This is a genomic window from Pseudomonas sp. RA_5y_Pfl1_P24, assembly GCF_963970945.1.
Classification (GTDB): domain Bacteria; phylum Pseudomonadota; class Gammaproteobacteria; order Pseudomonadales; family Pseudomonadaceae; genus Aquipseudomonas; species Aquipseudomonas tritici.
This window is the reverse complement of the sequence record NZ_CAXAOJ010000027.1, coordinates 1-9,664: the sequence shown is the minus strand read 5'-3', so window position 1 is coordinate 9,664 and position 9,664 is coordinate 1. Positions and strand designations below refer to the sequence as shown.

Genomic DNA, 9,664 nt, shown 5'->3' with positions numbered 1-9,664 from the left:
AGCGGCTGGACAACGGCGGCGGGCGCTCGTTGTTTTTGCGCTATGCATCGGGCCGCATTGTCGCGGTGGATTACCAAGTTGAACGGGCAGTGGATGACGGTCCGTTTGTCTGGGTGACGGAGCAGAACGTTGTTTCCTACGCCTATGACGATGCCGGTCGGTTGGTTTCAGCGACTAACGCTGTAGGCGAAAGTGAGGTTTATCGGTACGACGATCAGCACGTCATTCTTGAGCGCGGACTGGCCGGCGGGGCGAGTTTCTTTTGGGAATGGGAACGGTCTGGTAAGGCGGCGCGGTGTGTCCGGCATTGGGCGAGCTTTTCGCAGATGGACACGCGGTATGTGTGGGATGACAACGGCCAGGTCACGGTTCATAACGCCGATGGCAGCCAGGAAGTCTACGTGCATGACCAGCGGGCGCGGCTGGTACAGCGCGTGGACCCGGATGGTGCCGAGCACTTCAAGTCCTACGATGAGAAAGGCCGGCTGACGGTTGAGCAGGATCCTCTCGGCGCGATCACGGCCTACCAGTACGACGAAGCCGGACGCTTGGTGGCGCTGTTTCCGGGTGATGACGAGCCGACTTCCTACGAGCATGAGAATGGGTTCGTACGGGTTGTAAGGCGGGGTCTGGCGGTTTGGAAATATGAGCGTAATGACCAGGGCGACGTTACGCGCAGGACCGATCCAGACGGTCATTACACGGACTACAGCTACAACAAATACGGGCAGCTAATTGGGGTTTGGTTTCCGAATCACAGTTGTCAGCGGCTGGTCTGGAATGAACGCGGACAACTGCTTGAAGAACAATGGCCGAATGGCGGTATCAAGCGCTATCGCTATGACGATCGTGGCCGACAAATTGCGCGTGAAGATGAGCATGGCGCACTGACCCAGTATCAGTGGGATGCAGCAGGCCGCTTGCTGAAATTGACTCAGCCTGACGGCGCAACGCGAGAATACAGCTACAACCCCTACGGAAAAATCACCGCTGAACGCGATGAACTGGGGCACGTCACCCGTTACGAATATGCGGACGGCTTGCACCTGATCAGTCGCCGCATCAACGCCGATGGCACCCAGGTCAACTACCGTTACGACAACGCCCGGTTGTTGCTGACCGAAATCGAAAACGAAGTCGGCGAAACTTACCGGCTCCAATACCACAACAACGGCCTGATCCAACAGGAAATCGGATTTGACGGCCAGCGCACCGCCTACGTCTATGACCTGAACGGCAACCTTCAGGAGAAAACCGAACACGGTGACGACGGCAGTCAGCTAGTCACTCGCTACGAGCGCGACCATGCCGGACGCCTCGTCAGAAAAACCCTGCCCGACGGTAACATCGTCGATTACGCCTACGACCGCCAAGGCAACCTCCTCAGCGTCGACGACGGCCACTGGGCGCTGGCCTACGAATACGACCCACAAAACCGCCTGACCGCCGAACACCAAGGCTGGGGCACCTTGCGCTATGGCTATGACGCCTGCGGCCAACTTCAAAAACTGCGCCTGCCGGATAACAACCGCCTCACCTTCCACCACGACAAAGGCGGACACCTTTCCACAGTTGAACTGAATGGTGCGGTACTGACCTCACACTTATTCAAAGCCGGCCAGGAACACCAACGCCAACAAGGCCACCTAATCAGCCACTACCACTACGACGACCAGCAACGCCTGCACGCCCACGCCGTTACCCAACAGGAACACTACCTTTACCAACGCCACTACGACTACGACAAAGCCGGCAACCTCACCCGCCTGAACGACACCCGCAAAGGCGAACACGATTACCACTACGACCCCCTCGCCCGCCTGACCCGGGCCGATCACTCTCAAAGCGAGCAGGAACACTTCGGCCATGACCCGGCGGGCAACCTGCTCATGCAAGACCGCCCCGGCCCGGACATCGTCGCCGGCAACCGCCTGATGATCCAAGGTGACCGCCATTACGACTACGACGCCTTCGGCAATTTGATCCGTGAACGCCGAGGCAAAGGCCACCAACTCGTCACCGAATACCGCTACGACTGCCAGCACCGCCTCATCGGCCTCACCCAAGCCAACGGCCAAACTGCCAACTACCGCTACGACCCCTTCGGCCGCCGCATCAGCAAAACCATCGACGGCATCACCACCGAGTTCTTCTGGCAAGGCGACAAACTCATCGCCGAACACCACGCGGACCGGCACCGCAGTTACCTCTACGAACCGGACAGCTTTCGCCCGTTGGCGCTGTTGGAAGGCTTCGGCCCAAAAGACACCAAGCCCTACCACTACCAACTCGACCACCTCGGCACCCCACAGGAACTCACCGCCCCGGATGGCGAAATTGTCTGGTCCGCGCATTACCGCGCCTACGGCGAAATCAGCCGCCTCGACATAGGAAAAGTCGACAACCCGCTGCGCTTTCAAGGCCAATACTTCGATCAAGAAAGCGGGCTGCACTACAACCGCCATCGCTATTACAATCCGGATGTTGGCCGCTACCTGACGCCGGATCCGGTGAAGCTGGCGGGTGGGATCAATGCGTACCGGTACGTGCCCAATCCTACGGGGTGGGTAGATCCGTTAGGGTTAAGTTCATGTCCTGGCGGAGATGATTGCAAACCGAATGCTAATGCTCAAAACTCTGCGCCAAGTGTTAATGACGGAGAGCCCGCTTTACCGCATCTGACGCGCGCGGAGCGTCAGGCAAGAATTGATGAGCTTGCTGAGGCAAACGCCTATAGGCGTCTAGAAGAACTTGAGAAGGCAACGCCAGGAGCACACTTTGTGGAGAAACATGGCGCGCAGACAACGCTCGAATCTCAGCTCGAACGATTGAGTACCGCAAGAAACCCGACGACAGGAATTATCGAGCGTTACACATCAGGTCCAAAGACAGGGAAACCTAAATACCCACCCGCTGCAACGCATTATCTCAGCCACAGGGATCAGTTAAACTCGATATACCGAGCCCAGCTCATTTTTAGAAGAAACGGACTCGCTGCATCTTTAAAACCAATGGACATGGGCAAGATCATTGGCGAAGGATATTCAAACGATGGAATGGAATATAGTCAACAACGCAAAGCAAGGGTGATATTAAACAACCAAGGCGCCCCAAAAACCGCGTACACCGAGAAATGACCGAAATGAAAAACAAGCCTAGCATGTCAATAATCCGGGGACTATTGTTCACTTACGACATTGAAAATACAGACGACCTACAGCGAGAGAAACTTATCGCATCAAAAGACATAAATAACAAAAGAGAGCTTATAGAGCTTTTTGACGAATTGACCAAACCAGAATTCCTAGCTTATACAAAGACTGAACAAGAGTGGTTCATTGATTCGATAACGCATTTTCTAGCTACAAACGACAGTTTTGATGCAGTTTTTAAAAACATGGAAACTTATTTCAGTGCGCCCCTAATTGATCAGAAGAAATTCATGCACGTTCTTTTGAGCTGTTTAAAAAGCTACTACAACACGCATAAGTTAGAAAGCTGAAAAGTAAACCCCGTTCTCGAAGACAACATCGCCGCTTGTGGCTTGCTCGCGCTGGGCCGCGAAGCGGCCCCAGTCCAGGCAATGGGTATTTCAGATAAATAGGCATTGGCTGTTTGGGGCTGCTTCGCGGCCCAGCGCAGGGCAAGCCTGCTCACTGCAAGAGAACCTCAATCAGCAGAGATCAGCGCTTCGAAAGCTCCATAATCATCCGACTCAACAAATAAACCCGCGGCGCCACACTCTCCACCTCCGCATACTCCTGCGCCGTATGAATACCACCCCCGACAATCCCAAACCCATCCAACGTCGGCGTCCCCACCCCGGCCGACAAACTCGCATCCGCCGCCCCTCCACTGCCTTCAATCGTCAGTTTCTTGCCCAACTCCCCATAAATCCCCTGAGCAATCGCCACCAACTTGTCCGACTCCGGCGTCTGCGGCGTCTGCGGCATCGGCGGTAAGCCGCGTTGCAGCGTGGTCTTCACTTCTGTCTGGGGAATCAGCTTGTTCGCCGACACCCGCGCCAAGTCTTTCTCGATCCGATCAAACTCCTCCGGCAACGCCGCACGCACGTCCGCCTTGGCGGTGGCTTGGTCAGGAATCACGTTGGTACGGTCGCCCGCGTTGAGCACGGTAAAGTTGATGGTGGTTTTCTTCTCTTCATCACCCAGCTTGCCCAGTTGCAGGATCTGGTGCGCAACCTCCATGGCAGCGTTGCGGCCGAGTTCCGGGGCGACGCCGGCGTGGGCGGCTTTGCCTTTGACTTCGACCAAGGCAGTGGCGCTGCCTTTGCGCCAGACCACCAGGCCGTCGGCTGGGCGGCCAGGTTCGAGGTTGAGGGTAACGTCGTGGGCCTTGGCGGTTTTGCGAATCAGCTCAGAAGCGGCGTCGGAGCCCGTCTCTTCGCTGGCGTCGAGCAGGAAGGTGATTTGCGCGTAGTCCTTGAAGCCTTGGTCCTTGAGGACTTTGAGCGCGTAGATGCCAGCGACGATGCCGCCCTTGTCATCCATCACGCCGGGACCGTAGGCGCGGCCGTCCTTGATGTGGAACGGTCGCTCGGCGGCCGAGCCTTCCTTGAATACCGTGTCCATGTGGGCCATCAGCAGGATCTTGGCTTTGCCGGTGCCCTTGAGCGTGGCAATCACGTGACTGTTGTTGGCCACTTTATCCGGCACCAACTCGATGCTGAAACCCAGCTGTTTCAGTTCATCAACAGCGATGTCGCGCACTTGGGTCAGGCCCGGCTCATAACCCGAACCCGAGTCAATGTTCACCAGGCGTTCCAGCAGTTTCAGGGCTTCGGCCTTGTACTGTTCGGACTGCGCCTGGATCTGCTTATGGGATTCGGCGCTGTAGGCTGGCACGGCGAAGGACAAGGCCAGGGTGGCGGCCAGGAGAGTACGCGGGAAATTGAAGTGCATGAACCGATCCTTGTTTTTTGTTGGATAGTGCCGCCACATCCTACCCCACCAACATGAAGCGGGGCCCGCCGATGGCCACGTTGTTCATGGTCATCATCGACAACGTGGTCACGCTGGGCAGTGCAGTGGCGGTGCGTAAGGTCAGTAGTGATTGCCTGGCGTCTATCAGGGCACCGGCAAATCGCCACTACCCCTCATAAGCTCAAAACCCTCAGTGGGAAAAGCCTCGCGCCAGCATCAACGCCACGCCCAGCAGCACTATTGCCGTGACCCGCTGCAACAACACGCGGCGCTTGGGGGTTTCCAGCACATGCTTGATGCGCTGGCCGAAGTAGCAATACAGGCAGCCGCTGGCGAATTGCAGCACCAGGAACGTCATCCCAAGGATGGCAATGTCCACCGTCGAACTCTGCCCACCGGTCCCGGCGAACTGGGGGAACACTGCGCTGAACATGATGAGGGTCTTGGGATTGGAAAACCCGGTCAGTAAACCCTTTCCGAACAGGCTGCGCGAGCCCTGCGCAGCGCCGATGCGATCGATCGACAGACCACTGCTGGTCCACTGTTTGTACGCCAGGTACAGAATGTAGGCCACACCGATAATCTGGATGCCCTGGGTGATGGCAAGGTTGCCCTTGATCAACGCCGAGAAGCCCACGGCGAAGATCAGGATCGATATCAGGTACGACACACTGGCACCGATCTGCGCCGGGATCGAACTGCGCAAGCCGTCGCGCAAGCCCAGGCTCAACAGCAGCAGGGTCATGGGGCCAGGGCTGAAGGTCATGGTGGCGCAAAACAGCAGGAAGTAGAGAAACGAAGAGAGGGTTAACGCACTTGTCATGGCCGGGGCACCGAGGAAGAGAGCCAGCAGTCTAGGCAGTAGGCGTTGCACAAGGCAGGTAAGGTGAGGCCTAATTCGCCCGAACTTCACCGGTAAAATAACCGGCAAAGACAAGGAAACTGCATGTTCGTATCGGCCATTGCCTTTATTGAGGGCACCCCTAAGGTGCAACAGATTGTCGAGGCGTTCAGCCAGGCCATCGAAAACAGTGAATGGGCGCCCGGCAGCAAGTTACCGTCGGTGCGCGAGCTGACCCAGACCCTGGGCGTGAGCAAATTCACCCTCAACGAAGCCCTCGACCGTCTGCGCGGGCGCAATCTGCTGACCTCCAGTCAAGGTCGTGGCTATTTCGTAGCAATAGACCGCGTGCGCCCGGCGACGGCGAACTGGGGTGATTTACTGCCTCAGGACCTGCTCAGCGTACTGCGCCGCCCGCTTGCCACGGCATATGGCGACCTGCGCCCCGGTGGCGGCCACTTGCCGGAAGCGTGGCTGGACAGCGAAGCCATTCGCCAAACGATGCGCAGCGTAGTGCGTGCGCCCTCGTTGCGCATCGCCGGGCTGGGCACACCGGCCGGGCTATTACCGTTGCGCCAGGCCTTGCAACAGAAACTCCACGGCGAAGGGTTGTCGGTATCGGTGGAGCAGATCATCACCACCCCCAACACCGTGCAAGGCCTGGACATGCTGATGCGCCTGCTGGCGCGCCCCGGGGACACCGTGCTGCTGGATACGCCGTGCTACTTCAACTTCCACGCCAACCTGGCCCTGCATGGCGTCAAGGTAGTGACGATCCAGCGCCGCCCCGACGGTTTTGATTTTACTGCACTTGAACAACTGTTGGCCGAACACCGGCCCAGCCTGTACCTCACCACCAGCGTGCTGCAGAACCCCACCGGCCAGTCCTTAAGCCCTGGCCAAGCGTTTCGCTTGTTGCAACTGACCCAGCACTACCAATGCCATATCGTCGAGGATGATCTCTACGGCGACCTGCACCCCAACCCACCGCCGCGCCTGGCTGCCCTCGCTGGCCTGGACCAGGTCACCTACCTGTCGGGATTCTCCAAGATCCTCAGCGCCAACGCCCGCGTCAGCTTCGTCGTGGCCGCGCCGCAATTGGCGGCCAACCTGACCAATATGAAGCTGATGAGCGGCGGCGTGACCTCGGAGCTGTTCGAACAGATCGTGTACCGCATGCTCAGCGAAGGCAGCTACGCCAAGCACCGCAAGCGCATGGTGCTGCGCTTGATGGAGGCCGGTGGGCGGGTCGAGCAATGGCTCAAGCGTTGCGGCTGCGAATTGCCCATGGGTTACGAAGGCGGGATGTTTATCTGGGCGCGCCTGCCGCCTGGGATCAATGGCGAGCTGCTGACCCAGGCGGCATTGAAACAAGACATGGTGCTGGCGCCGGGCGCGCTGTTCGGTTATGACCCGGCGCACCGCGACTCGATGCGCTTCAATGTGGCCCACAGTGATGAGCCACGGGTGCAGCAGGTGTTTGAGGCGCTGTTGCGAGGTGTCAGTTAAATCAACTCACGATGTCGCTCTGTTTCAATTTGCCGTGGACCATAAGGACCAAGGCGGGCTCGTCGGGCTTGGCGCTGATGCGCAACGTACTTATCTGAAGTGCCGGGTCATAGGTCACCATCGCTTCACCGCTGGCACCAGAAAATGCACTGACGAACTTCAGCGGCATGTCACCCAGTGTCGTGGTGATTCCGGACACGTCCACCCGGTCCTCACCGCTGACGAAATCCATGAGCTGGTCGGGGGCAGCCCAGGTGGACTCACTGGTCTTCCCATAAACAAAGACGTCATTGCCTTTGCCGCCCCACAAGATATCCGCCCCGCTCGCGCCGTATAAGCGGTCATCGCCATCCCTTCCCATAAGCGTGTTGACCGCTGCGTTGCCGACCAGCAGATCATTGCCCGAGCCGCCGATGGCGTTTTCGATGGTTGCGCCGTAGGCAATCGAGACATTGCCCTTGAGCTCGCCGACGTCAGAGAACGTCCCTGGCTCCAGGCTGACCTTTTGGTCCTGCTGATAGCCGGAAAAGTCCAATGTGTCATTGCCGCCACCGTCCCAGATGGCAGCGACCATCTTGTCTTTGTCGGTCTTTAGGCTCAAGAAGTCCCGGTTCGTATTGGAGTTGAAACCGTAGGTGGTGTCGTCTTTGCGGGTTTCGTAGTTGGCGCCGTATTTCTTTTGATAGGCACCGATATCGTCCAGTTGCGGCGCCGACGCGCGGGTATCGCCATGGTCCATATAGCCTCTACCTACGCCAAAATAACTCATGCTGGTATGGCTTTCAGAGTCCTCGAAATACCCCGGCTTCGCTGGCCCGGAACGGGCGTCATATCGGCTGGGATGGCTCAGCCCCAAGGCATGGCCCAGCTCATGCACGACGGTAAAGCGACCTGCGTCGCCTTGAACGGCATGGGAAACGGCTTGATCCTCCGTTGTATCGACAAACCACACTTCGCCGCTTCGCGAGTCCTTGGGGTTTGGCAAATAAGTCTGCGGGTAGGGCTGGCCCTCTTTATTGGCCAAATGGGTGTAATTGCCGATGGTCAGATGACCTTCGCTGGTTGCTGTTTTCGGTCCCTCGGTAAACGTGAGGTTTGCCACGTCGGAAATGGATCGCAAACTGCGTCGGACCTGTTGTTTTTGGAGGTCGAAGACAGGCGTGAACCCAGCTATTTTACGGGGCTTTTTATCCTTGACTTCAGAGGCCCGGAATTCATAGGCCACTTCATAATGACCATTCCCATTCTTGTCCGGCCAGCCGGCACTCCCTCGCCAGAGTCTCTCGATCGCCTCTTCAGGCGTTTTTGAAGGTAATCCGTTGTGTTGGCTGCCTCCACCGCGGTCATCTCGGTGCTGAAACTGTTCAATCATCTGGTATGTGCTGCTCGCGCGTGAAGTAACGACTGTCATGGATGCACTCTTATCAGGCAATGAAGCCTGATCTTCCGATCCAGGGCACACACCCGGATGTGCGTTGAAGCTGGAAGTTCGAGCGATTCCGGTCAAGTGAAGCCATCGCTTTATTCCCGGATGGCGTAGGACGTCGAGCAAAGCTTGGCGCTCCCCTGAGTATCCAACCCGCAATTTTGCTTCATCGTGTAGCGCCTTATCGCCCGATACACTGCAATACAAAGGGCACAAGGCAACCGCGTCGCCAATGGCTAGACTGCGCCGACCGCGACAAACTCTGGAGCGACCTGGACGAGATGGAACACCTGGTGCGCGCAGATCGAGATCAGTTTGTGAGGTTGAATCGGGCGCCCTAAGCCTTACTCAGTCCGCATGTATAAGCCGGCTTGCCGGCGATGCAGAAGCCCGGGTTCATCAGGCACACCGAGTCCATGCCTTCGCAGGCAAGCCCCCACAGGGAAACGCGTACGCCTCATCGATCAGGTCGGCTAGCAGGCCGCCTCGGTTTTTGCTTTTGATGCAAGGCGGCCGCAACCATTAGACGTCATGGGGGCTGTGAGTTTTGCCCATGGCCCCTGCGACATTCGCTGCCCTCTTGCGCGTTGACCATCGTAGCCACACACCATATAGTGTGCCCACAAACAGAACAGACCACTACATAGTGTGCGGTATCGGTATTTACCGACCACACTATGCGCAGTATTTCAATGCCTGAAGCCTGCAAATTACTTATTTTTTGGCGGCTCCAACGGCCGTCAAACCCGATCTGAAAGGAATATTTCGATGCTGAGTTGGGATGAAGTCGACAACGAAGACACCGGTGCAGCGGTGATCAAAGGCGCCAACGCCGGCCACGCCACCGAAGCCAACATGGACCGCCTCGACGGTGCCGGCGCTGCCGCCGCCATCGAAGCCCGCGCCGTCACCGCCAATGACTCCGCCGCCATCGTGCGCGCCAAG

General features: G+C 57.8%; 7 protein-coding genes and 1 pseudogene. 5 read left to right on the top strand and 3 right to left on the bottom strand.

Annotated features, from left to right (window positions below; genetic code table 11):
* On the top strand, positions 1–3,137 hold a 3,137-nt coding region (locus AACY30_RS27275; protein WP_339541462.1), incomplete at its 5' end, for an RHS repeat-associated core domain-containing protein.
* A 5-nt stretch (positions 3,138–3,142) separates the two neighbouring features.
* Positions 3,143–3,502: a hypothetical protein gene (locus tag AACY30_RS27270; RefSeq protein ID WP_339472240.1), complete on the top strand. Its 360-nt coding sequence runs from the start codon at positions 3,143–3,145 to the stop codon at positions 3,500–3,502.
* A 181-nt stretch (positions 3,503–3,683) separates the two neighbouring features.
* Here the strand turns inward: AACY30_RS27270 and AACY30_RS27265 are convergent, their stop codons facing one another.
* Positions 3,684–4,922 carry a M20/M25/M40 family metallo-hydrolase gene (locus AACY30_RS27265; protein WP_339541461.1) on the bottom strand — a complete coding sequence of 413 codons (1,239 nt, stop codon included), beginning with the start codon at positions 4,920–4,922 and terminating at the stop codon, positions 3,684–3,686.
* A 71-nt stretch (positions 4,923–4,993) separates the two neighbouring features.
* On the opposite strand from AACY30_RS27265, the gene AACY30_RS27260 reads away from it, so the two are divergent.
* On the top strand, positions 4,994–5,122 hold the full coding sequence (locus AACY30_RS27260) for a hypothetical protein (RefSeq protein ID WP_339472238.1): 129 nt from the start codon (positions 4,994–4,996) through the stop codon (positions 5,120–5,122).
* A gap of 11 nt (positions 5,123–5,133) precedes the next feature.
* Here the strand turns inward: AACY30_RS27260 and AACY30_RS27255 are convergent, their stop codons facing one another.
* Positions 5,134–5,766 carry a LysE family translocator gene (locus AACY30_RS27255; protein WP_339472237.1) on the bottom strand — a complete coding sequence of 211 codons (633 nt, stop codon included), beginning with the start codon at positions 5,764–5,766 and terminating at the stop codon, positions 5,134–5,136.
* Positions 5,767–5,889: 123 nt separating this feature from the next.
* Between AACY30_RS27255 and AACY30_RS27250 the strand changes: the two genes are divergently transcribed.
* Positions 5,890–7,293 carry an aminotransferase-like domain-containing protein gene (locus AACY30_RS27250; protein ID WP_339541460.1) on the top strand — a complete coding sequence of 468 codons (1,404 nt, stop codon included), beginning with the start codon at positions 5,890–5,892 and terminating at the stop codon, positions 7,291–7,293.
* Between the two features lies 1 nt (position 7,294).
* Here the strand turns inward: AACY30_RS27250 and AACY30_RS27245 are convergent, their stop codons facing one another.
* On the bottom strand, positions 7,295–8,704 hold the full coding sequence (locus tag AACY30_RS27245; RefSeq protein WP_339541459.1) for a M10 family metallopeptidase C-terminal domain-containing protein: 1,410 nt from the start codon (positions 8,702–8,704) through the stop codon (positions 7,295–7,297).
* A gap of 783 nt (positions 8,705–9,487) precedes the next feature.
* Between AACY30_RS27245 and AACY30_RS27240 the strand changes: the two are divergent.
* Positions 9,488–9,664, top strand: a pseudogene (locus AACY30_RS27240) (ribonucleotide-diphosphate reductase subunit beta); the annotation flags it as partial.

Excerpts from the sequence above, each read along its gene's own strand:
- AACY30_RS27270 (WP_339472240.1), top strand. The coding sequence starts at position 3,143 with ATGAAAAACAAGCCTAGCATGTCAATAATCCGGGGACTATTGTTCACT.
- AACY30_RS27265 (WP_339541461.1), bottom strand. The coding sequence starts at position 4,922 with ATGCACTTCAATTTCCCGCGTACTCTCCTGGCCGCCACCCTGGCCTTG.
- AACY30_RS27260 (WP_339472238.1), top strand. The coding sequence starts at position 4,994 with ATGGCCACGTTGTTCATGGTCATCATCGACAACGTGGTCACGCTGGGC.
- AACY30_RS27255 (WP_339472237.1), bottom strand. The coding sequence starts at position 5,766 with ATGACAAGTGCGTTAACCCTCTCTTCGTTTCTCTACTTCCTGCTGTTT.
- AACY30_RS27250 (WP_339541460.1), top strand. The coding sequence starts at position 5,890 with ATGTTCGTATCGGCCATTGCCTTTATTGAGGGCACCCCTAAGGTGCAA.
- AACY30_RS27245 (WP_339541459.1), bottom strand. The coding sequence starts at position 8,704 with ATGACAGTCGTTACTTCACGCGCGAGCAGCACATACCAGATGATTGAA.